This is a genomic window from Polyangium sp. y55x31 (assembly GCF_029946505.1).
In the GTDB taxonomy this organism is placed as follows: domain Bacteria; phylum Myxococcota_A; class Polyangia; order Polyangiales; family Polyangiaceae; genus Polyangium.
This window is the reverse complement of the sequence record NZ_JARZHG010000032.1, coordinates 78,831-98,038: the sequence shown is the minus strand read 5'-3', so window position 1 is coordinate 98,038 and position 19,208 is coordinate 78,831. Positions and strand designations below refer to the sequence as shown.

General features: G+C 69.3%; 23 protein-coding genes. 8 read left to right on the top strand and 15 right to left on the bottom strand.

Translation table 11 applies throughout. The annotated features are described in order from the left end of the window. The first annotated feature begins 67 nt into the window (after positions 1–67). Entirely contained in the window at positions 68–2,215 is a 2,148-nt protein-coding gene (locus tag QHF84_RS37810) for an ATP-binding protein (protein ID WP_281318401.1), read from the top strand. A gap of 17 nt (positions 2,216–2,232) precedes the next feature. On the opposite strand, the gene QHF84_RS37805 is transcribed toward QHF84_RS37810, so the two are convergent. The 6 genes from QHF84_RS37805 to QHF84_RS37780 are packed head-to-tail and all read right to left on the bottom strand — an operon-like array spanning position 2,233 to position 5,504. Next, positions 2,233–3,147: an STAS domain-containing protein gene (locus QHF84_RS37805; RefSeq protein ID WP_281318400.1), complete on the bottom strand. Its 915-nt coding sequence runs from the start codon at positions 3,145–3,147 to the stop codon at positions 2,233–2,235. Between the two features lie 18 nt (positions 3,148–3,165). Beyond that, a complete protein-coding gene (locus QHF84_RS37800; protein ID WP_281318399.1) occupies positions 3,166–3,549 on the bottom strand; it encodes a hypothetical protein in 384 nt (127 codons plus the stop codon). Continuing rightward, complete coding sequence (locus tag QHF84_RS37795; protein ID WP_281318398.1) at positions 3,546–4,199, bottom strand: V4R domain-containing protein; 654 nt, start codon at positions 4,197–4,199, stop codon at positions 3,546–3,548. The genes QHF84_RS37800 and QHF84_RS37795 overlap by 4 nt, the downstream gene beginning before the upstream one ends. After that, a complete protein-coding gene (locus QHF84_RS37790; protein ID WP_281318397.1) occupies positions 4,199–4,711 on the bottom strand; it encodes a 4-vinyl reductase in 513 nt (170 codons plus the stop codon). Before QHF84_RS37790 ends, QHF84_RS37795 begins: the two co-directional genes overlap by 1 nt. Continuing rightward, positions 4,708–4,914, bottom strand: a complete 207-nt coding sequence (locus tag QHF84_RS37785; RefSeq protein WP_281318396.1) for a hypothetical protein — start codon at positions 4,912–4,914, stop codon at positions 4,708–4,710. Before QHF84_RS37785 ends, QHF84_RS37790 begins: the two co-directional genes overlap by 4 nt. A gap of 20 nt (positions 4,915–4,934) precedes the next feature. After that, positions 4,935–5,504 (bottom strand): hypothetical protein, encoded by a 570-nt coding sequence (locus QHF84_RS37780; RefSeq protein WP_281318395.1) that lies wholly within the window; start codon positions 5,502–5,504, stop codon positions 4,935–4,937. 111 nt (positions 5,505–5,615) lie between these two features. On the opposite strand from QHF84_RS37780, the gene QHF84_RS37775 reads away from it, so the two are divergent. Further along, on the top strand, positions 5,616–6,980 hold the full coding sequence (locus QHF84_RS37775; protein WP_281318394.1) for a M20/M25/M40 family metallo-hydrolase: 1,365 nt from the start codon (positions 5,616–5,618) through the stop codon (positions 6,978–6,980). A 3-nt stretch (positions 6,981–6,983) separates the two neighbouring features. On the opposite strand, the gene QHF84_RS37770 is transcribed toward QHF84_RS37775, so the two are convergent. Then, the gene (locus QHF84_RS37770; RefSeq protein WP_281318393.1) at positions 6,984–7,526 is read right to left on the bottom strand and encodes a GNAT family N-acetyltransferase; all 543 of its coding nucleotides are present in this window, start codon (positions 7,524–7,526) and stop codon (positions 6,984–6,986) included. A 91-nt stretch (positions 7,527–7,617) separates the two neighbouring features. Between QHF84_RS37770 and QHF84_RS37765 the strand changes: the two genes are divergently transcribed. From QHF84_RS37765 to QHF84_RS37745, 5 genes are read left to right on the top strand one after another with little or no spacing between them, the layout of a single operon-like run. Next, complete coding sequence (locus tag QHF84_RS37765; RefSeq protein WP_281318392.1) at positions 7,618–8,616, top strand: aldo/keto reductase; 999 nt, start codon at positions 7,618–7,620, stop codon at positions 8,614–8,616. 2 nt (positions 8,617–8,618) lie between these two features. Further along, on the top strand, positions 8,619–9,485 hold the full coding sequence (locus QHF84_RS37760; RefSeq protein WP_281318391.1) for a hypothetical protein: 867 nt from the start codon (positions 8,619–8,621) through the stop codon (positions 9,483–9,485). Positions 9,486–9,488: 3 nt separating this feature from the next. Continuing rightward, positions 9,489–9,860 carry a divalent-cation tolerance protein CutA gene (cutA, locus tag QHF84_RS37755; RefSeq protein WP_281318390.1) on the top strand — a complete coding sequence of 124 codons (372 nt, stop codon included), beginning with the start codon at positions 9,489–9,491 and terminating at the stop codon, positions 9,858–9,860. Beyond that, positions 9,826–10,782: an aldo/keto reductase gene (locus QHF84_RS37750; RefSeq protein ID WP_281318389.1), complete on the top strand. Its 957-nt coding sequence runs from the start codon at positions 9,826–9,828 to the stop codon at positions 10,780–10,782. The genes cutA and QHF84_RS37750 overlap by 35 nt, the downstream gene beginning before the upstream one ends. Before the next feature lie 19 nt (positions 10,783–10,801). Continuing rightward, positions 10,802–11,206, top strand: a complete 405-nt coding sequence (locus QHF84_RS37745; protein ID WP_281318388.1) for a phosphopantetheine-binding protein — start codon at positions 10,802–10,804, stop codon at positions 11,204–11,206. A 13-nt stretch (positions 11,207–11,219) separates the two neighbouring features. Here the strand turns inward: QHF84_RS37745 and QHF84_RS37740 are convergent, their stop codons facing one another. The 8 genes from QHF84_RS37740 to QHF84_RS37705 are packed head-to-tail and all read right to left on the bottom strand — an operon-like array spanning position 11,220 to position 17,968. Next, positions 11,220–11,963 carry an SDR family oxidoreductase gene (locus tag QHF84_RS37740; RefSeq protein ID WP_281318387.1) on the bottom strand — a complete coding sequence of 248 codons (744 nt, stop codon included), beginning with the start codon at positions 11,961–11,963 and terminating at the stop codon, positions 11,220–11,222. After that, complete coding sequence (locus tag QHF84_RS37735) at positions 11,960–13,420, bottom strand: radical SAM protein (RefSeq protein WP_281318386.1); 1,461 nt, start codon at positions 13,418–13,420, stop codon at positions 11,960–11,962. Before QHF84_RS37735 ends, QHF84_RS37740 begins: the two co-directional genes overlap by 4 nt. Beyond that, a complete protein-coding gene (locus QHF84_RS37730; RefSeq protein ID WP_281318385.1) occupies positions 13,393–13,953 on the bottom strand; it encodes a hypothetical protein in 561 nt (186 codons plus the stop codon). Before QHF84_RS37730 ends, QHF84_RS37735 begins: the two co-directional genes overlap by 28 nt. Beyond that, entirely contained in the window at positions 13,950–14,663 is a 714-nt protein-coding gene (locus QHF84_RS37725) for an SDR family oxidoreductase (protein WP_281318384.1), read from the bottom strand. The genes QHF84_RS37730 and QHF84_RS37725 overlap by 4 nt, the downstream gene beginning before the upstream one ends. Further along, positions 14,660–15,757: a hypothetical protein gene (locus QHF84_RS37720; protein ID WP_281318383.1), complete on the bottom strand. Its 1,098-nt coding sequence runs from the start codon at positions 15,755–15,757 to the stop codon at positions 14,660–14,662. The genes QHF84_RS37725 and QHF84_RS37720 overlap by 4 nt, the downstream gene beginning before the upstream one ends. Further along, entirely contained in the window at positions 15,754–16,434 is a 681-nt protein-coding gene (locus QHF84_RS37715) for an ABC transporter ATP-binding protein (protein ID WP_281318382.1), read from the bottom strand. The genes QHF84_RS37720 and QHF84_RS37715 overlap by 4 nt, the downstream gene beginning before the upstream one ends. A 2-nt stretch (positions 16,435–16,436) precedes the next feature. Then, on the bottom strand, positions 16,437–17,615 hold the full coding sequence (locus QHF84_RS37710) for an FtsX-like permease family protein (protein ID WP_281318381.1): 1,179 nt from the start codon (positions 17,613–17,615) through the stop codon (positions 16,437–16,439). Beyond that, a complete protein-coding gene (locus tag QHF84_RS37705) occupies positions 17,612–17,968 on the bottom strand; it encodes a hypothetical protein (RefSeq protein ID WP_281318380.1) in 357 nt (118 codons plus the stop codon). The genes QHF84_RS37710 and QHF84_RS37705 overlap by 4 nt, the downstream gene beginning before the upstream one ends. A 107-nt stretch (positions 17,969–18,075) precedes the next feature. Here QHF84_RS37705 and QHF84_RS37700 point away from each other — a divergent pair, with 107 nt between their 5' ends. Beyond that, positions 18,076–19,200, top strand: a complete 1,125-nt coding sequence (locus QHF84_RS37700) for a glycosyltransferase (RefSeq protein ID WP_281318379.1) — start codon at positions 18,076–18,078, stop codon at positions 19,198–19,200. Positions 19,201–19,208 lie beyond the last annotated feature (8 nt).

Genomic DNA, 19,208 nt, shown 5'->3' with positions numbered 1-19,208 from the left:
CGAATTCCCAAACGTTTTACACTCGGGGCCGCGACGACGTACCACCCCGTGTGCCGACCCTGACCTCATGAGCCAGGAATTCTGCCCGCCGTCCTCCCCCTCCGCTGTCCCCTCCGTGCTCCTGGTCGATGACCACCCCGCGAACCTGCTCGCCCTGGAGGTGGTGCTCGAGCCCCTCGGCCTGCATTTGATGCGCGCAGGCTCGGGCAGGGACGCGCTCCGGCAGCTCCTCAGCAACGAGTTCGCGGTCATCGTGCTCGACGTCAACATGCCGGACATGGACGGCTTCGAGACGGCCGCCCTGGTCCGGAGGCTCGAACGCACGCGGGAGATCCCGATCATTTTCATCTCGGCGTTTCACCGCGACGACGCCTATCAAGCCAAGGGGTATGCCCACGGCGCCGTCGACTACCTGCCCAAACCCTTCAATCCCGACATCCTGCGCGCGAAGGTCGCAGCGTTCGCCGAGCTCTGGCGCCGCGCCGAGAACCTCCGCGTCCGCGAGGCCATGCTCTTCGAAAGGGAGCGGGCGGAGCTCGTCGCCCGTGAAAAACGCGCCCAGGCCGAGGCCGCGAGCAGCGCCGCGGTCCTCGACGCCGTCATCGCCGGCGCGCCCATCGGGATCGCGATCTTCGACGTGCACCTGCGCTGCGAGCGCATCAACGCCGCGCTCGCCGAGATGCACGGCCTGCCCTCCGAAGCCCAGGTCGGGCACACGCTGGCCGAGGCGCTGCCCGAGGACGCCGAGACGGCCACGACAATCGAGCGCCTCGAGCGGGTCTTCGAGACGGGCGAGCCGCTCCTCAACCTGGAGGTCGCCCGGCCCATTCCCGGGGGATCTGGGCATCGATATTCGCTCACGAGCTACTTTCCCGTGCGCGTGGACGGCCGCGTCGCGCGCGTGGCCATGACCGTCGTCGACGTGACGGCCTTGCGCGCGGCCGAGGCGCGCGCCGCCACGAAGCGCCAGAACCTGCACCGGCTGATGAGCGTGGCCGCGGCCCTGTCGGAGGCGCACACGAGCATGCAGGTCGCCGAGATCGCGGTCGCGCAGGGTCGCGTGAGCCTCGGCGCAAAGCGGGCCGTCCTCGGCATGTTGACGGAAGACGGGACGGAGCTCGCGATCTTGCAATCGGTCGGGAACGAGGAAGCGGAGCCCTCTCCGTGGCCCTACGTGCCGATCACCCACCCGCTCCCAATGACGGACGCGGTCCGGGAGCAGCGGCCGCTCTTCTTCGAGTCGGCGGCCGCCGCAGCCGAGCGATATCCCCAGATCGCGTCGTCACGTTCCCCCGGCCACGAGGCCCTGGCGGCCGTGCCCCTGCTGTTCGAGGAACGCGGGCTCGGGGTCCTCGTCCTCTCGTTCGACGAGCGCCGGAGGTTCAGCGACTCGGACCGGGCGCAGCTCACGACGCTCGCGCGCCTCTGCGCGCAGGCCATGGAGCGCGCGCGCCTCTACGACGCCGAGGCCCGGGCGCGCGCCGAGGCGGAGACCGCGAATCGCGCGAAAGACGAGTTTCTCGCGCTCCTCAGCCACGAGCTGCGCAGCCCCCTCAATGCCTCGCTCGGCTGGACCACGATGCTCCGCGACAACATCCTCCCCGCCGAGAAGCGCGAGCGCGCGCTCGCCACGGTGGAGCGGAACATCCGCGCGCAGGTCGCGCTCATCGAGGATCTGCTCGATGTCTCGCGTATCGTCGCGGGCAAACTGCAGCTCAACAGCGTCCAGTCGCTCGAGCTCGCGGGCATCGTCGAATCGGCGATCGACGCCGTCCGCCCGGCGTCGGAGGCCAAAACGATCAGCGTCGAGAGCCTGGTCGAAACGCAGGGCCGCGTCCACGGCGACCCGGGCCGGCTGCTCCAGATCGTGACGAACCTGCTGGGCAACGCGATCAAGTTCACGCCGAAGGGGGGCTCGGTGCGCGTGCACCTCCGCCGCGTGGAGGGGTCGATCGAGCTCTCGGTCACCGATGACGGGCAAGGCATCACGCCCGCCTTTTTGCCGCACGTCTTCGACAAGTTCCGGCAGGCCGACAGCGGAATGACCCGCACGCACGGCGGGCTCGGCCTGGGCCTCGCGATCGTCAAACACCTGGTCGAGCTGCACGGCGGCACGATCGCGGCGCACAGCGAGGGTACTGGCAAGGGAGCCACCTTCGTCATGCGCTTGCCGTTCGCGGAGACGACGGCGCGGCCGACGACGCGGCCCCGCTGATCTCCGCCGCGCTCGAGTCACCCCGCGCCGCGCCCGGGCATTCCGGCGCGACGGCCGAGCCGGGCGAAGCAATGCCGCAGGCCGTATCTCACGTTCCGCAAGAGCCGGAGGTGCTCGAACCGCACGTCGAGGTGGAGCAAGGAGACGGCCACGGCCGGGCGAATGCCCGTGAGGATGCACTCGGCGCCCACGAGCTCCACGGCGCGGACGAGATCCAGCAAATGGCGCGCGCTGTTCGTGTCCATCGTGTCGACGCCGGTCCAGTCGATGATCACGAAGCGCGAGCCCCGCGATACGACCGCGTCGAGCAGCCGCGACGTGATCTCCGCGCCGCGCCGATCGTCCACTGCGCCGATGACGGGCAGCGCGAGTACGTCGTCCCATACCTCGATGATGGGCGTCGAGAGCGCGTCGATCCCCGCCTCCAGCCGATCGATGAGCGCGCGCTTCTCGTCGTCGCTCGCCACGATCGCCTCGTCGAGCTCGCGCAGGATGTCCTTGTGCTCGGTCACGTCGCGCGTCACCGTCACGGCCGCGCGCACCACGCCCTTCGCGTCGCGCAGCGGGCGCGAGGACTGCGAGATCCACGTGCCGCGGCCCTCTTCGTCGGTCGCGGCGAGCAGGCTCTCGAGGTTGTCGACCACCTCGCCGCCGAGCGCCCGCCGTGTCGGATCACGCTCCGGGGGCGCCGGTGAAACGCCATCCGAGACGAATATGCCCCGCGACCCGGGCTCGCCCGCGATGGCACGCATATGCGCGTTGTAGATTCGATGCCGGCCCGACGTATCCTCGACGATCACCCCCACGGGCATCTCGTCGAGCACGGCCCGCAGCAGGTCGACCTCTTCGGCGAGCTTTTGCCGGGCCAGCATCTCCTCGGCGAGCCGCGCCTCGAGCGCCGCGATCCGCGCCTGCATTTCCACGAGGTCCACGCTGGCCTTCTACCCCGCTTACGGCGGGATGGCCAGGCAGGAGCCCTGGTCCAACATGCTGTCGAGGGTCTCCGCGATCTCGCGCGCGGCCTTCGCTTGCCACGTGAGGTCCGTTGCAAGGCGAGGCATCAAAATGGCGCGGCCCGCGCGCGGCGCGACCGTGAGCTGAAAAGCACCCGGGACCTCGATCACGTACAGCGCGGGCCGCTCGCGAAGCTCGCCGCGCGACGTGAGCCAATCACGAAAAGCCGGAGGAAACGGCTCCTTTGTTACGATCTCGAACTGATCACGCCGGATGCAGCCGTAACGCCGCGTGATCCGCACGCGGCCGACATCCACCACGTCGAGGACCTGCCCGTACGAAGCGAAGCTCCGCCGGTCCTCCGAGGCCTCCACGTTCATCCCTGCATTCGCTCCACGACGAACTCGCAGTGCGAATCGCCCTTCGCGGCGCAAAGGCGCTCGCGGGAGCGGAAGGATCGCGGGTGGCTGAACACCTCGCGATAAAGCTCCTCCGTGAGCGCGGGCCTGCGCGTGATGTCGCCCTGGTAAAGGAGGTTCATGAGCCCGGCCATCCCGCCGTTCGCGAGGAAGCAACGTGGCCCGTCGGCCCGCGGATACGATTCGAGGTACCCGGACGACTCGTAGCTGTCACGCAGCTCGACGACGAGCCGCTCGCCGGGCAAAAGCTCGGCGACCCGAAAGCGGCCCCAGCCGAAGGCGTTCACGACCGCGATCATGCCGTGCACCCAGTCCTCGCGGCTCTCGATCATGGGCTGCACCAGGCCATCCCACTCGACGGACGCCATGATGCCGCCGAACGTGTGGAAAGCGCAGACGTGCGCCGCCTCCGTGAGGAGCGCAATGGCGTCCTCCGTGAGCTCGGGGTTTTCCCGGACGAGCGCGCGGAGCACGCCGAACGAGATGCGGTTGTAAAAATCCGCGTAATGGTTCGTCAGGTACAGACCGAAGGCCGGGATGAGGCCCTCCTCGTTGCCAGCGAGGCCCATGCCGGCCACGGTTTCGACGATGACGCGCTCGTCGATGGCCATCACCACACCTCCACGCGGAAGGAGCACCGCTCGTCCCCGGCGGCGACGCATTCGGTCTCGCGGCTCGTGACGCGCTCGGGCGCGAGGCGGTAAGCGACCGCGACCGCGCCGGAGAGGAAACCCGCGACGAAGAAGCACCCCGGCGTGGGCCGCTTGCCCCAGCGCGAGACCCAGCCGACCGCATAATGCGAATGATCGAGCGTCGCCCGCCCGCCGCCCTCGCCGAGCCCGCGCACGTCGAGCCGGCCAAACCCCTGCGCCGCGAACGTGTCCGCCGCAAGCTCGAGCGCGTCCGCGGCGCTCTTCGCGTCGTTCTCGAGCCCTTGCAACATCGAGCGCGAGGCCTCCATCCCCGCCGCCACGAGCAGCGCTGGGGCCCGCTCCTGCAGGGCGTCCTCGATCGTGCGCTGGAGAAAGACGTTGTAATGGTGGCAATGGAACACGAGCCGGCGCCCGCCGACCGTGGTGATGCCGCGCTCGAGGTCCGCCTTCGGAGCGAGGTGAAAGCTCATCGTTTTGCCTTCCTTTCGTGTTCCAGGATCTCGCGCGCACACGCCCACGCGCGCGCCACGAGCTCCGGTTCGTCCGGGATCGATTCGGCGTTCCGTGACAGGGCCCGCCCGACCAGCAAATTCAGGCGCGCCAGCTCCACGACGGCATTGCCGCGGGCGCGCCCGCGCACGAACTCCACGACCTGCACGAGCTCTTTGCCCACGCCATGTCTCCGTATGCCGGCTAGAGCCGGCGCCAATCCTCGCCGTGGAAATCGGGGAACGAGACCTTGCACGTGCCCGGATCGATCCCCGTGATGCGCGCCCTTCCATTCGCGTCGAGCATGCCCTCGCGCGTCGCTCCGTCCGGCAGCTCGATACGGTAGCGCTTGAACGGCACGGGCTTCGGCGGATCGTCGTCGTCCACGAGCTCGATGCCGAACCAGGTTTTTTCCTCGCGTGCGGCGACCTTCTCGCCCTTCGGCTCCTCCTTGCGTCCGCCAGCCGCGAGGACGAACTGCATCTCCATCTTGAACGCGCGGAGCTCGCCGCTCTCGAGCGCCCGCCGGATCTGCGCCCGCTGCGCGGCGAACGACGCGCCCTCCCGCACGCCGAGCGGGCCCGCGAGGAAGGCCGCGATGTCGGCGACGAGGGGGCGTATGCGAGGTTCGTCCGGGAACCATCCGTCGACGAGCCACGCCGCGAAGCTCCGGGCGACGGGCGAGGCGTCCTCGGGCACGGCGCCGGCGCCGAGCCGCGGCACGATCCATACGACGTCCGAAAGCGTGCTGATGCGCCATTTCTTGCCGTGCATGACCTCGCGCCTCGTGCCGTTCGAGGATACGCGCTCGGGCACGGCCTCGGCAAGGCGGCCGTCGGAAAAGCACTACCCTCGCGCCGCGTGGTTGATAGGATGCGCCCCGCCATGACGTCCGTCACCGCGCAGGATCCCTCCACGAAAACGCCGGATCGTGAGCTCGGCGAGCACGCGTTCCGACTCTGCCAGACGCTCCTCCGCATCGACACCACGAACCCGCCGGGCCGCGAGCGCGCCGCCGCGGAGGTCGTGGCCGGCGAGCTCGCGGCCGCGGGGCTCGATCCGCGCACGATCGAGAGCGCGCCCGAGCGCACGAACGTGGTCGCGCGTCTGCGCGGCACGGGCGAGCTGCCTCCGATCCTGCTCACGGCGCACCTCGACGTCGTCGAGGCCGAGGCCTCCGCGTGGAAACACCCGCCGTTCTCGGGCATCGTCGCGGACGGCTGCCTCTGGGGGCGCGGCGCGATCGACATGAAGAACATGGCCGCGATGTCGGTGGCGATCCTCGCGCGCCTCGCCCGAGAAAAGCCGCGCCTGCGCCGCGACATCATCTTCGCCGCCGTCGCGGACGAGGAGGCGGGCTGCGATCATGGCTCGCGTTTCCTCGTGGAGAACCACCCCGATCTCGTGCGCGCCGAGTACGCGATCGGCGAGAGCGGCGGCTACACGCTACACCTCGGCAAGGCCACGTTTTATCCGATCCAGGTCGCGGAGAAGGGCATCTGCTGGGTGCGCGCGCGCGTGCGCGGCGAGCCCGGGCACGGCTCGATGCCTCGCGAGGATTCGGCCGTCATCAAGCTCGCGGAGGCCATCGCGCGGCTCGGCGAAAAACCGCTGCCCGTGCACGTGACGCCCTACATCCGCGATTTCGTGGACGGCCTCGCCTCGAAGCAGCCCGCGCCGCTCCGCGCCCTCTTGCGCAAACTCCTGCACCCCGCGATCGCGCCGCACGTCCTGCGCGCCCTGCCCGATCGCTCGATGGCGCGCAGCGTCGGCGCGATGCTCTCGAACACGGCATCGCCGACGATCCTGCGCGCGGGCGCGAAGGTGAACGTGATCCCCGGCTTCGCCGAGGCCGAGATCGACGGGCGAACGCTGCCCGGACAAACCGAGGCCGATTTCCTGCGCGAGCTCGGCGCGGTGCTCGGGCCGGAGGTCTCGCTGGAGGTCGTGAGGAGCGCGCCGGCCACCGCGACCGACCCCGTCGATTCCCCGCTCTTCGACACGATCCGCGCGGCGATCCTCGACCGCGAGCCCGGGGCCACGGTCGTGCCCTACATGATCCCGGGCTTCACGGACGCGCAGTATTTCACGAGGCTCGGCGCGAAATGGTACGGGTTTTCCCCCGTGAAGATGCCGAAGGGCCTGCGCTTCGCGGAGCTCTTCCACGGCCACGACGAGCGCATCCCGGTCGACGGGTTGAAATGGGGGACCGAGGTCCTCTTCGACGTCGTCCGCAGGTTTTGCCTGTAAAACTCAAGGCGAGACGAGCGCGCCGGGCCACCACGACGCGGCCTCGGCTTCGGCGCGCTCGAGCGCGAGCACGACGTGCGGCAACGTGGCCCGGACGCGGTCGCCGATCCGGCGCATGCCGAGCCGCGCCGCGAGGCGCATCGAGCGCAGGTTGTCCGGGACGATGTCGGCCACGAGGCGGGTCGCATTCACGCACGCGAAGGCGTAGCGCACGAGCCCACGCGAGGCCTCCGTCGCATACCCCTGGCCCCAGGAATCGAAGGCGAAATGCCAGCCGAGCTCGAGATCGGGCTCGGTCACGTACGGGATCAGGACCACATCGCCCACGATGACCCCGGAGGCCTTCTCGACGACGGCGAACCACCCCTGCCCCGCGGGCAGGTGCCGGACGCGCTCGAGGACCTCGCCGAGCTTGCGCGTGCTCGCGGCGGCGTCCGGCGTGGCGCCCCACCAGATCACGCGGGGGTCGCCCCAGATACGGTGGAATGCCTCGTGGTCGCTCACCTCGAACGGCCGCGCGAGGAGCCTCGACGTCTCGAACGTCATGAAGATATTGTGCCTCGCGCGAGATCGGCCGTCGAGAAGGTCTTCCCGCGGCGGTCGTTCCGGTCCATCCTTTTTCGGGGAGCGAAACACGATGGCAGACGAACTTTCGAGGCGGGGCGTGCTCAAGGTCGTGGCTGCTGCGGCGGCGGTCGCGGGTTGCAAAACCACGAGCAGCGGGACCACGGCAGGCGCAGGCGAGACGAGCGCAGCGCCGCCGGCCCCGGCATCGCCGCCCGTCCCCGCGGCGCCGGCGGCGGCGGCCACGCGCACGCTCGGACGCACGGGCGCGCTCGTCGAGGCGGTATCGCTCGGCGGCGAGGGGATCTTGCGGACGTGGAACCGCGAGCGCGAGGCCGTGCCGATGATCCTCGAAGCCTTGCGGCTCGGCGTGCGGTATTGCGACACCGCGCCGGCCTATGCAGGCTCGCTCGATTATTACGGCGAGGCGTTCCGGCAGGCGCCCCCGGGGGCGCGGGATCAGGTCTTTCTCGCTTCCAAGACCCACGAGCGGAGCCGCGACGGGAGCCTGCGCCTGCTCGACGAGAGCCTGAAACGTTTGGGGACGAACCGCCTCGACCTGTGGCAGCTCCACGATTTGCGCTCGCGCGAGGATCTCGACGAAATCTTCGGCAAGGGAGGCGCGATCCAGGCCGTCGAGGCGGCGCGGAAGGACGGTCGGATCCGGTTCGTGGGGATCACCGGGCATCACGATCCGGCCATTCTGGTCGAGGCGATGCGGCGGTACGATTTCGACACGGTGCTTTGCGCGATCAACCCGGCCGATCCGGCGCGGCTGCCGTTCCTGACGACGGTCGTGCCCGAGGCGCGGCGTCGCGGAATGGGCGTGATCGGCATGAAGGTGATGGCCGCGGGGCGGATCCTCGCGGACGGCACGGCCACGCCCGAGGAGCTCATCGGGTACGGCGCCCATCACGCGGACACGGTGATCGTGGGCATGCGGAGCCCGGCCGAGGTACGGCAGAATCTCACCATTGGCCGGGCGCTCGCGTCCCCCTCGAACGAGGCGCTCGCGGCGCTCGAGCGGAGGCTCGCGCCGCGGGCCGCGGAATATTCGTATTTCAAGGCATGACCATGAAGCCGAGCTTCTCCCGTCTCGCGCCCCTCGTCGCCTTCGGCTGGCTCGGCGGCTGTCAGGTCGTGCTCGGGATCGAACCCGATTTGCGCCTCGCGACCTGCGAGGAAGGCGAGGTGTACGACACGACGCCCGCCGATTGCCGGCGCGAGGTCTGCAAGGACGGCGCGCTCGTGACCGAGCCGGATCCGGACGATGTCTCGAATGACGTGAACGAATGCACGGAGGACGTCTGCGAGGGCACGACGCCGATGAACGCGCCGCGCGCCGCGGATTCGCCCTGCGGCCTCGGTGGGCTCTTGCATTGCGACGGCGCGGGCAAATGCCAGGGCTGCATGGACGATGCCTCGTGCCAGAGCGGCCCCGCCAACCCGTGCGCGCCGGTCACCTGCCAGCAGGGCATTTGCGTGACGAACACGGTGACGGCCGGGACGCTCTTGCCCGATCCGACGCCGGGTGATTGCATGGCGCCCGCGTGCAGCGCGAATGGCATCGTCACGACGGTGTTCGCGGCCGATCCACCCGAGCCCCCGTCGCCCTGCGTCGCGACGGTGTGCATGGAGGGCGTGGCGCAGAGCGGGCCTCGCAATGCTGGAACGCCTTGCACCGGCGGGGTCTGCGACGGGAGCGGCAATTGCGTGGGATGTTTGGACAGCACGCATTGCGGCGGCGGGACGATGGTCTGCGTGGGCACGACGTGCGTGAACCATTGCACGGACGGGCAGCAGAACTACGGCGAGACGTACCTGGATTGCGGCGGCGGCTGCCCCGGCTGCGGGATCGGCGCGCCTTGCATGGCCGCGTCCGATTGCGCCACGAATTACTGCATCGAGGGGATCTGCTGGGATCCGGGCTTCGGAGGCTGAACCATGCGATCCGGGCACATCCTCGTCCACGTCACGACACGGTCTCCCGAGGAGGCCGAGGCGCTCGGCGCCGCCGCGGTCGCGCAGAGGCTCGCCGCTTCGGCCCAGATCGAGCCGATCACGACCAGCCATTACCGATGGAAAGGCGCGATCCACGCCCACCCCGAGCACCGCGTGACGCTCTTCTCGCGCGCGGCGCTCTGGGACGCGATCGTCGCGTTCGTCCGGGCGAACCATTCCTACGAGCTGCCGCAGATCGTCGCGACGCCCATTTCCCTGGGCCTGCCGGAGTTTCTCTCCTGGATCGACGAGAACACGAGCGCGCTGGAGCAAGGGAGCGATGAGGTACAAGAAGCTCGGGACGACATCGATTGAGGTGAGCGCCGTCATTTTCGGCGGCTGGCAGGCGGGCAAGGAGTCGTGGGTCGGCATCGACGACGACGCGCAGATCGCCGCGCACCGGGCGGCCCTCGACGCGGGCGTGACGACGTTCGACACGGCCGAAGAATACGGGGCCGGGCACAGCGAGCGGATCCTCGCGAAGGCGCTCGCCGGCGAGCGCGAGCGAATCGTGATCTTGACGAAGGTGTCGTGGAACAACCTGCGTCGAGAAAAGGTGTTCGAGGCGTGCGAGCGCTCGCTCCGGAATCTCGGGACGGATCGGATCGACCTTTACCAGATTCACTGGCCCGCCGGCAGCTTCGGCAGCGAGGTCGTGCCGATCGAGGAGACGATGGGCGCGCTCGTGGATCTGAAGGCGCAGGGGAAGATCCGGGCGATCGGCGTCTCGAACTTCGATCGAGCGCAGATCGAGGCCGCGAGCCGCGTGGGCCGGGTGGACAGCCTGCAGCCCTGTTATTCGCTGTTTTTCCGGAAGGCGGTGGAGGACACGCTCTCGTATTGCCAGGAGAACGTGATCTCGGTGCTCGCGTATTCACCGCTCGCCCAGGGTCTGCTCACGGGCAAGTTCGGGCGCGGGCACGTGTTCGCCGAGGGCGACAACCGCGTGGACAACCGGCTCTTCAAGGGTGAGACGTTCGAAAAGGCGCTCGCGGCGCTCGATGAGCTCCGGCCGATCGCCGCGAGAAACGGCGTGACCCTGGCAAACCTCGCGCTCGCGTGGCTCCTCGCGCAGGAGGGCGTGTGCGCGATCGTGGGCGCGCGGAACGAGGCGCAGGCGCGGGAGAATGCACGCGCGGGGGATGTCACGCTCGGCGCGGCGGATCTCGCGGAGATCGACCGGATCGGGCGGGTGGTCTCGGATTCGCTGCCGCCCGGATTGATGTGGGACTGGTGATCTTGTAGGATCGCGCGTGATGTCCGAAGCCAACGACCCCGAGATCGCCGAGAAGGTCCGCCACATCGTCGCCGAGGCGCTCGCCCTCGATCCGGCCACGGTGAAGAACGAGTCGCTCCTGATGGCCGACCTCGGCGCCGAGTCGCTCGATTATCTCGATATCGTGTTCAAGATCGAGCGGACGTTCGGCATCCAGATCACGCGGGGCGAGATGCAAAAAGCCGCGCGCGGAGACATGAGCGAGGAGGAGTTCGCGCCGGGCGGCGTCGTCAGCGACAAGGGCCTCGAACGGCTGCGCGAGCTGATGCCGGAGGCGAAGGACCGCATCGTGCCGGGGCTCCGGCCCGTGCAGATCCTCGGGCTCTTCTCGGTGCAGACGTTCGTGAACATGGTGGAAGCGAAGAAGCGGGGTGTGGTGGTCTGACAAACCGGGAGAATCAAAGTCCCCCGTCGATCACGACCTGCCCGCCCGTCATGAACGAGTTCTCGTCCGAGACGAGCCACGCCGCGAGATCCGCGACCTCCTCCGCCGTGCCGAGCCTGCCGAGCGCTGCTTGCGCCACGTAACTCTCGACGCGGTGCTTCGGCAATCGCGCGGACAAGCCCGTTTCGAGCAGGCCCGGTACGAGGCAATTCACGGCGATTCCGTACCGGCCGATCTCCTTCGCGAGCGCCAGAGAAAACCCGACGAGCGCCGCCTTCGAGGCCGCGTAATGGACCGGCGCGTCGAGGACGCGGTCCGCGCCGAACGAACCCACGTTCAGGATGTGGCCCTTCTTGGACCGGATCATCGATTTCAACGCCGCGCGCGAGAACAGATACGGACCTTTCACGTTCGTATCCATCGCCGCGTCCCACTCCGACTCTTCCAAGAGCGCGATCGGGAGGACCTGCGTGAGCGCCGCATTGTTCACGAGCACGTCGATGCCGCCGTACGCGACCTCCACCGCCTTCACGGCGGCCGTCACGTGCGCGGCGTCCGAGACCGAGCCTTTGAGCACGAGCGGCGAGGCGCCCGCGGCTTCGAGCAGCGCCCGCGTCTCCTCGGCCGCGTCGTCGCGATCGCGGTACGTGAACGCCACGCGCGCCCCTTCGCGTGCGAAGGCCAATGCAATCGCGCGGCCGAGGTTTCGCGAGCCGCCCGTCACCAGGCAACGTTTTCCGGCAAGGCGCGCGCTCATCGGGTCCTCCCGCGGCCGAGCTGCACGAGCGGCGTCGCGGGACGCGGGGAAAAGCGCGCGTCGCGCTCGCGGTAGAGGACGTTGTAGGCGCACGAGGGGACGTTCGAGCCGTCGGGGCCGGGCATGCCGACGCAGCAGCGGCGAATGCGGTCCGTGTCGAAAGTCTCTTCGTCCATGTGGGTGTGCACGTAAATGGCCTTCGTGTGCATCTCGGCGATCCGCATACGAATGGCCTCGTCCGTGCCCGGCGCGAACATGCGCTCGACGAGGTCTTTCAGGGCGGCGAGCACCGCGTCGGCCTCCTCGCATTCGATGTCGCCCGCCCAGAGGCGATTCAGGACGTCCGTGAGGATCTGCTCCATCTCGGGGCCGGGCACGATGTAGAGCTCCTGCGAGAGGAGGCTGCGCAGATCGTCGCGGCTCATGAAGCGGGTGAACGGGAGCCAGCGGCCGTCCTTCAAGCGCAAGAGATATGCAATCTGATAACAGAGCGGGTGCGCGAGCGGGGACGGGACGAAATCGCGGACCGCGATCCGGCCGCCCGATTGGCGCTCGATGTCGGAGAGCGCGTCGAACGCGGTGTAGCGCGCGCTGCGCTCGAAGCTCACGCCGCTCTGGCCCGTGAACGTCATGGGGTGGAACTCGACGGAGCGGATGAAATCCTTCGAGAGCGCGAGATCGATGAACGCCGCGACCTCGTGGTCGTTCACGCCACGCGCGAGCACGGGCAGGAGCGTCGTCGCCACGGCGTGTTTTTCCAGGAGATCGAGGATCTTGAGCTTGGCGTTCAGGTGGTGGCCGCCGAGCATTTTCTTGTTCGCCTCGGGCTCGAAGGAGTCGAACGAGAGAATGACGCGGGCGTCGATACGGGCGAGGCGTTCGAGCAGCGCCTCGTCGCGGAGGAAACGCAGGCCGTGCGTGGAGATGGTGACGCGCCGGACGCCGGCCGAGACGCACATCTCGACGATACGCTCGAAATCGGGGTGCTGCGTCGGTTCGCCGCCGGTGATGTTGATGATACGGCGGTCCGGCGCGACGTGGTCGAGGTGCCGCAGGATCGCCGCGAGCTCCTCCTCGGACATGTGGTAGGCGCCCTCGTTTTTGTTGTGCGTGTAGCAGATGGGGCAATCGAGGTCGCATTTCGAGGTGATCGGGACGACCGGGAGGTGATTGCGTTGCTCGTGCTGCTCGCAGGGGCCACAATCGTAGGGGCAGCCGGCGGAGACGGGGCGCGGCGAGGCGGGGCGTTCGAGGACGGAGGCGTGCCGGACGGTGTCCTCGTACCAGTCCGCGGAGCTCGAGACGAGCACCTCTTCCGGCCCGTGCAGCTCGCAGCGCTTGCGCAGGACGATCTTGCCCGCGATACGTACGGTCTCGGCCGGAATCGTGCGCTTGCACGTCCCGCAGAGGCCCGTCGTGGCGCCGAGGATCACGCCTTCGTCTGTTCCGTCCGCCATTGCTGCTTCAGCCATTTCCGGACCACGAAATCGGTCGTGTGGATGAGGAAAAATCCGAAGATGAGGTTCGTCACCCACGTGGCCCAGAGGGCCGGGGTGTAGCGCGCGACAGGCGGGAACGGCCGGTGCGCGAGGTTCACGTTGAGCGTGGGCGGCGTCGCGTAATAAGCGAGCACGACCATCGAGGCGAGGAACACGAACGAGGCCCACGGCGCCCATCGCGGCAGGCCCGAGCGGCGGACCTCGAGCGCGCCGACGATGAGCGGAGAAACGTGCACGAGGACCGAGGTCCAGGTGGTCGTGCGGGTCTCGCAGAGGTCGAAGAGGTAGCCCCAGAGGCCGGCGCCGATATGGAAGGAAAAACCAAAGAGGACGAGCGCGGGCTTGCGGAGGAGCACGCCGACGGCGAGGACGGCCGTGGCCACGTGGCAGGCGTAGAGCATCTCGGGCAAGAGCCCGTGCGGCATTTTCTCGATGACCGCGTGGAGCACGAGGACGACGAAGAGCAAGAGCCCGACCCAGCGCGGCGTCACAAGCCCCCCGTGATGGGCAGGATGGAGCCGGTCATCCAGCGATTGTGGAGCGCGAGGCGGGTGATGGCGCGCGCGGCCTCCACGGGCGTGCCGACGCGCTGGAATGCGCTGTATCGCTTGTAATCGGCGAGGCGGGCCGGATCGAGGCTCTCCGAGATGCCGCCGCCGAGCGCGCCGAGGAGGACGAGGTTCACCCGGACGTCCTTCGGGCCGAGCTCCTTGGCGAGGGCCTGCGTCATGCCGAGCCGCGCGGACTGCGTGGCGGCGAAATGCACGGCCGAGGGGATCTTCGCGATGCCGTCGAGCGCCGCCGTGAGGACCACGTCCCCGGGCCTGCCGGCGAGCCGCGCGGCGAACGATTGCATCGCGACGTACACGGAGCGGACGTTGACCGCGTGCATCTCGTCGAAGAGCGCATCGGTGACATCCGCGAGCGCGCTCGCATCGGAGATGACGGCGGCATGCACGAGCAGATCGGGCGCGGCGTCCTCGGCGTCGAGCGCGTCGAAGAGGGCGCGGATCGCCGCGGGTTCGGCGAGGTTCGTCCGGAAAGACCGTGCGCCCGTCTCGGCGGCGAGGGATTCCGCGACGGCGGCGGCGCGCTGGTACGTGAAAGCGACCCGCACGTCCGCAGCCGCGAGCGCGCGCACGACCTCGCGGCCCACGTATCCGCTGCCCCCGAGCACGAGCGCGCGCCGAGCGTCGGTCACGAGGCGGCCTCCAGGCCGAGCTCATATCGCAACGTCTGGTCCTCGCGCACGTGCCAGATCTTTTGATCGATGTAGTAATGGTGGAAGAAGATGCCCCAGTACATCACGAGGAAAAGATCGGGGAGCGCGGCGCCGCGCGGGGCGGGCGCGAGGCTCGGGAGGACGCCGCGCGCGGCATTGAGCGCGAGGTATCCGAGCGAGACGAGGACGAACGCGGCATACGCCGCGAGCGGGCGGCGGCCGAACAGGGCCGCGAGCGAGCGCTCGTCGTTCCGCTCGAAACGGCGCCGTGAGACGGCCGCCACGATGCCGAGGTAATTCGCGCCGTGCACGATTCCCCCGACGATCGTGGAAGCCATGAACGCCTGCTCGGGGTCCTCGGGGCGCGGGACGAGAGGCTCGAAGGAGCCGACGACGAAAAGCGCGAAGAGCTGGAGGCCGAGCGCAGGGCCGAGCAAATACAGGAGGGGACGAGCGTCCTCGCCGCGGAACCGGGTTCGTCGGTACATGCCATATGCGATCGTCGCGACGAGGAGCAGGCCGAGCAGGCCGAGGCCGAGGATCGCGAGGAAACGCGGCGGATCCGCGGGCAAACCGAGGAAAACGCGATTCTGCGGGTGACCAAACGAGAAGAGGCCAAACGCGAGCCAGAGGGCGCCGTGCAAGAAGAGGCGATCGGTTTTTCGTGCCGGGAGCGCGGTGCGCGCGTGGTGCTGGTAGATGGCGAGGACGCCGTACGATTGCCGGACGGCATGGTGAAAACTCCAGAGCGCCGCGACGAGGAGGAAAAGATCCATCGGCGCGCGCAGGCCCGTGACGCGCGTGATCGACCACGCGGCGAGGCCCGGCAGGAGCCACACGAGGCTTCCGGCGAGCAGGCGGCCGCGGCGCGCGCGGAAGCCCGGGTCGAGGTAGGTGCGCGCCCAGGTGGCCGCGAGATGCGGGCCGTCGACGAGGACGAGGAAGGCCACGAAGAGCGGCACGATCGCCCGCGGGACGGCGAGCGCGAAGGCCCCGACGAGCGCGGCGAGGAGCGCGCTGCCGAAAAAAAACGCGAGGTCGAAGCGGCGACCCCCGATCCATCCGGCCTTCACGGGACCATTCTACCATGCCGCAGGCGGAGGACGCGCGGGAAGGAGGCGAGCAGCTCCGTGTCGTGCGTGCAGACGACGACCGCCGCGCCTCGGGCGTTCGCGCGGCGCAGGAGCGAGACGACGGCCGCGGCGCTGGCCTCGTCGAGGTTCGCCGTGGGCTCGTCCGCGAGGACGACGGCCGGGTCGTTGACGAGCGCGCGGGCGATGGCGACGCGCTGCATTTCGCCGCCCGAGAGGCGCGTGACGTCGTGCCGGATGCGCGCTTCGAGGCCGAGCTCGGCAAGGAGGGCCTCGGCCCGCGCGAGGGCCCGGCCGTGATGGCCGTGGAGCTTCCAGTGCGGGAGCGCGACGTTGTGGCGTACGTCGAGCGCCGGCAGGAGGTGAAAGGTCTGGAAGACGAGGCCAATGCCTTCGAGGCGCGCGCGGGCACGCTCGCGGCTCGTCATGCGCCGGACGCTCTGGCCGCGCAGGGTGATTTCGCCCGATACCTCCGCGTCGAGCAGGCCGAGGACGGCGAGCAGGGTGCTCTTGCCCGAGCCGCTCGGGCCGGCGATGGCCGCGAGCTCGCCCTCGGCGAGCGTGAACGAGACGTCGTCGAGGGCGCGGACGTCGAGGGCCGGCGTGCGGAAGGTCCGCGTGACCGAGGCGAGCTCGTAAAGCACGGGCGCATGCGCCAAGGTCATTCCCTCCGAAGCTCGACGGCCGGCTCGGCGCGCGAGGCGAGGATCGCCGGGACGATGCCCGCGAGCAGCGTCGTGGCGAAGAGGACGAGGGCCGGGATCGAAAACGATCGGAGCGTGATGCTCGGGAGGACGACGAACCCCTGGTGAGAGAAAATGGGGTTGCCCTGGAAATACCGGCAGAGGGCATACCCGAGGCCGCTGCCGAGGACGGTGCCGATTCCGCCGACGAGCAGGGCCTCGAAGAGGTGAATGAGAAAGATCTCGCGGCGGCTGAAGCCGAGCGCGGCGATGGTGGCGATGCGGCGGCGCTCGTGGAGGACGTGGATGTAGAGCAACGCGAGGACGGGGATCATGACCGCGACGACGACCATCGTGGTCGAAATGGCGGAGAGGGCGCGGTTTCCGTCGATGGCGTTCTTGACGAACGTCTGGGCCTCCCACCAGGTCTCGACTTTCTGATCGGGGGCGAGCTCGGCGATACGCTTCGCCCATTCGCCGGCGCGGGCGTCGTCCGTCGAGAAGACGCGGATTTCGCTGGAGACGCCTGGTTTGCCGAAGAGGTCACGCAGGGCGCCCATGGGGACGAAGAGCTCGTAGTCGGCGCGGAAGCCGCCCGAGCCGCGGAGGACGCCGACGACGCGGAAGACGGCGGAGACCATTCGAACGTCGTCGCCGACCGAAAATGGCAAGGCGACCTTGATCGAGGAGCCGACGTGCGCGTCGAGCTGTTCGGCGAGCTTGGCCCCGATGACGGCGGGCCGCTCGTCGCCCGCCGCCATGCAGCGGCCCTCCGCGAGCTCCTGGCAAAACCCGGCGGCGCGATCTTCCGCGACGGGGTCGATGCCAGAGACGCTCGCGGAGGTCGTGCGTTCGCCGTGGAACAAGGAGCCCACGTGCACGAGCCGGATCGTGGCGGCGCGGGCGAAGGGCTCCGCGGTGATCCGCGCGGCGAGGGCCTCGGCGCCTTCGAACGTGCCGCCGGACTTCGCCGTGACGCGGACGTGGCCCGTGTCGCGCGAGAGGCCCTTTTCGCGGAGCTCCGCGGTGTAACCTTCGATGTTGGCGGTGTTCGGGATCTGGAAGCCGAGACCGGCCGTCACCGCAGCGAGCAGGAGGACGAACGAGATCCGGCTGCGGACGAGCGTGCGAAAGGCGAGGTAAAGGAGGACCCTCACGAGCCGCGACGAGGCGCGCTTCGGCGGGCCCTGCGGCTGTAGAGCAGCGCGCCGAGGCCGAGGATCCAGGCGCCCGTGGCGCCGTACGTCATCGCGCCGGGAGCCGCCACGGAGCAGCCCTCCTCCGGTTGCGGTTGCGGCGTCGGGGTGCCGCCCGTCGAGCTCGTTGCGCCGGCGCTGCCGCCGTTGCCGCCGTTGCCGCCGTTGCCACCGTTGCCGCCGTTGCCTCCGGTTCCGCCGTTGCCGCCGTTGCCGCCGGTGCCGGACGAGGTCGCGGGGGGCAGGTCCGCGCTGGCGGGCAGGGAGAGAGCAAGCGGCGCGAGGATACCCAGGACAAACAAGAATTTACGCATGCGGCGAGGAAAGCAGAAACTGCCCCGGACCACAAGAGCCCGTTTGCAGGGGCCCCCACCCTCCCGCTTGACAAGCCCCCCGCTCGGAAGGCTTTCATGGGTCCGCCATGCCGAACAAGCCGGGGAGCCTGCTCACGCTGTCGATGATCGTGAAGGACGAGGCCGAGACGATCGCGCGCACGCTGAGGAGCGCCAAACCGTTCGTCGATCGCTGGGTGATCCTCGACACGGGCTCGACCGACGGGACGCAGGAGGTGGTTCGTCGCGAAATGGAAGGCGTCCCCGGGGAGCTCTTCGAGGAGCCGTTCGTCGATTTCGCGACGACACGCAATCGCGCGCTCGATCTCGCGGGCGAGGCGACGGAGTTCGTCCTCTGGCTCGACGCGGACGACGAGATCGAGAATGGCAAGGCGCTGCGAGCCTTCCTCGAACGCGAGCGGGCAGCGCAGGGGCCCGAGCGCGAGGCGTATTACGTGCGGGTGGCGCTCGGGATCCAGTTCGATTCGCCGCGCATCGTGCGGAGCCGCGCGGGCTGGCGGTTCCGCGGCGTGGTGCACGAGGTGCTGACGCACGACGATCGTCCGCCGCCGAGCCTGCGCGTGCCCGACGTTTTGATCCGGCACCACCGCGGCGAGGCGTCGGCCGAGCGGAGCCGGAAGCGCTGGGAGCGCGACGTGGGGCTGCTCGAGCGGGCGCTCGCCGAGGACAAGGCGAACTCGCGCGCGGCGTTTTACCTGGCCGAGACGCTGCTCTGGCTCGGTCGATTCCAGGAGGCCGAGGCCGCATTCGCGCGGCGGATCGCGATGGGGGGTTGGGCCGAGGAGGTGTACGAGTCGAAAATGGGGATCGCGCGGTGCGGGGTGGGGCTGAATCTGCCGTGGCCGCGGGTGCTTTCGCGCTGGCTCGACGCGCACCTCGCGGCGCCGCACCGGGCCGAGCCGCTTTACGCGATCGCGCTGCATCACGATACGCGCAAGGAGCATGCGCTCACGTTCCTCTACGCGCGCCGCGGCTACGAGTTGCCGCTGCCGGTGAAGGATCGGCTGTTCGTGGACGAGGAAGTGTACACGTGGAGGATGGCCGATCTCGTGGCCTCGTCCGCATACTTCCTCGGGGAGTTCGCCGTCGGCGAGGCGGCCGCGCAGAAGGCCGTGAAGGCGCGGCCGAACGACGCGCGGCTCGCGCAGAACCTCGCGTTCTACGTGGAGCGGCGGCGCAAGCCTTCGCGGTAGCGGAAAGG

Bases quoted from the DNA above. Each gene is read 5' to 3' on its own strand.
- QHF84_RS37810 (WP_281318401.1), top strand. From the start codon at position 68: ATGAGCCAGGAATTCTGCCCGCCGTCCTCCCCCTCCGCTGTCCCCTCC.
- QHF84_RS37765 (WP_281318392.1), top strand. From the start codon at position 7,618: ATGGCAGACGAACTTTCGAGGCGGGGCGTGCTCAAGGTCGTGGCTGCT.
- QHF84_RS37700 (WP_281318379.1), top strand. From the start codon at position 18,076: ATGCCGAACAAGCCGGGGAGCCTGCTCACGCTGTCGATGATCGTGAAG.
- QHF84_RS37705 (WP_281318380.1), bottom strand. From the start codon at position 17,968: ATGCGTAAATTCTTGTTTGTCCTGGGTATCCTCGCGCCGCTTGCTCTC.
- QHF84_RS37750 (WP_281318389.1), top strand. From the start codon at position 9,826: ATGAGGTACAAGAAGCTCGGGACGACATCGATTGAGGTGAGCGCCGTC.
- QHF84_RS37760 (WP_281318391.1), top strand. From the start codon at position 8,619: ATGAAGCCGAGCTTCTCCCGTCTCGCGCCCCTCGTCGCCTTCGGCTGG.
- QHF84_RS37800 (WP_281318399.1), bottom strand. From the start codon at position 3,549: ATGAACGTGGAGGCCTCGGAGGACCGGCGGAGCTTCGCTTCGTACGGG.
- cutA (WP_281318390.1), top strand. From the start codon at position 9,489: ATGCGATCCGGGCACATCCTCGTCCACGTCACGACACGGTCTCCCGAG.
- QHF84_RS37740 (WP_281318387.1), bottom strand. From the start codon at position 11,963: ATGAGCGCGCGCCTTGCCGGAAAACGTTGCCTGGTGACGGGCGGCTCG.
- QHF84_RS37775 (WP_281318394.1), top strand. From the start codon at position 5,616: ATGACGTCCGTCACCGCGCAGGATCCCTCCACGAAAACGCCGGATCGT.
- QHF84_RS37735 (WP_281318386.1), bottom strand. From the start codon at position 13,420: ATGGCGGACGGAACAGACGAAGGCGTGATCCTCGGCGCCACGACGGGC.
- QHF84_RS37770 (WP_281318393.1), bottom strand. From the start codon at position 7,526: ATGACGTTCGAGACGTCGAGGCTCCTCGCGCGGCCGTTCGAGGTGAGC.
- QHF84_RS37795 (WP_281318398.1), bottom strand. From the start codon at position 4,199: ATGGCCATCGACGAGCGCGTCATCGTCGAAACCGTGGCCGGCATGGGC.
- QHF84_RS37790 (WP_281318397.1), bottom strand. From the start codon at position 4,711: ATGAGCTTTCACCTCGCTCCGAAGGCGGACCTCGAGCGCGGCATCACC.
- QHF84_RS37745 (WP_281318388.1), top strand. From the start codon at position 10,802: ATGTCCGAAGCCAACGACCCCGAGATCGCCGAGAAGGTCCGCCACATC.
- QHF84_RS37780 (WP_281318395.1), bottom strand. From the start codon at position 5,504: ATGCACGGCAAGAAATGGCGCATCAGCACGCTTTCGGACGTCGTATGG.